This window comes from Nocardioides abyssi (assembly GCF_030412915.1).
GTDB lineage: Bacteria > Actinomycetota > Actinomycetes > Propionibacteriales > Nocardioidaceae > Nocardioides > Nocardioides abyssi.
Window position 1 is genome coordinate 1 of sequence record NZ_JAUHJR010000056.1, and the last position, 365, is coordinate 365.

General features: G+C 74.2%; 1 pseudogene. It reads left to right on the plus strand.

What is annotated here, in order from left to right:
• Positions 1 to 365 (plus strand): annotated as a pseudogene (locus QWY29_RS19885) (cytochrome bc1 complex diheme cytochrome c subunit); the annotation flags it as partial.

The window sequence follows — 365 nt, forward strand, 5'->3', positions numbered from 1 at the left end:
CTGCGCCTTCTGCCACGGGCAGAACGGCGAGGGCATCCTGACCCAGCGCGGCGACACCCAGCTCGGCCCGCCGCTGGCCGGCGTCGGCGCCGCCGCGGGCGACTTCCAGGTCGGCACCGGCCGCATGCCGATGGCCCAGCCGGGCCAGCAGGCCCCGGACAAGGCCCCCGTCTACTCCCAGGACGAGATCGACGCCCTCGGCGCCTTCGTCGCCTCGCTCGGCCCCGGCCCGGCGGTCCCCGACGAGGAGGAGTACTCCATCGAGGGTCTCTCCGCCGACGAGCGCGTGGAGGCCATCGTCCGCGGTGGCCAGATCTTCCTGACCAACTGCACCGCGTGCCACAACTTCAACGGTGGCGGCGGCG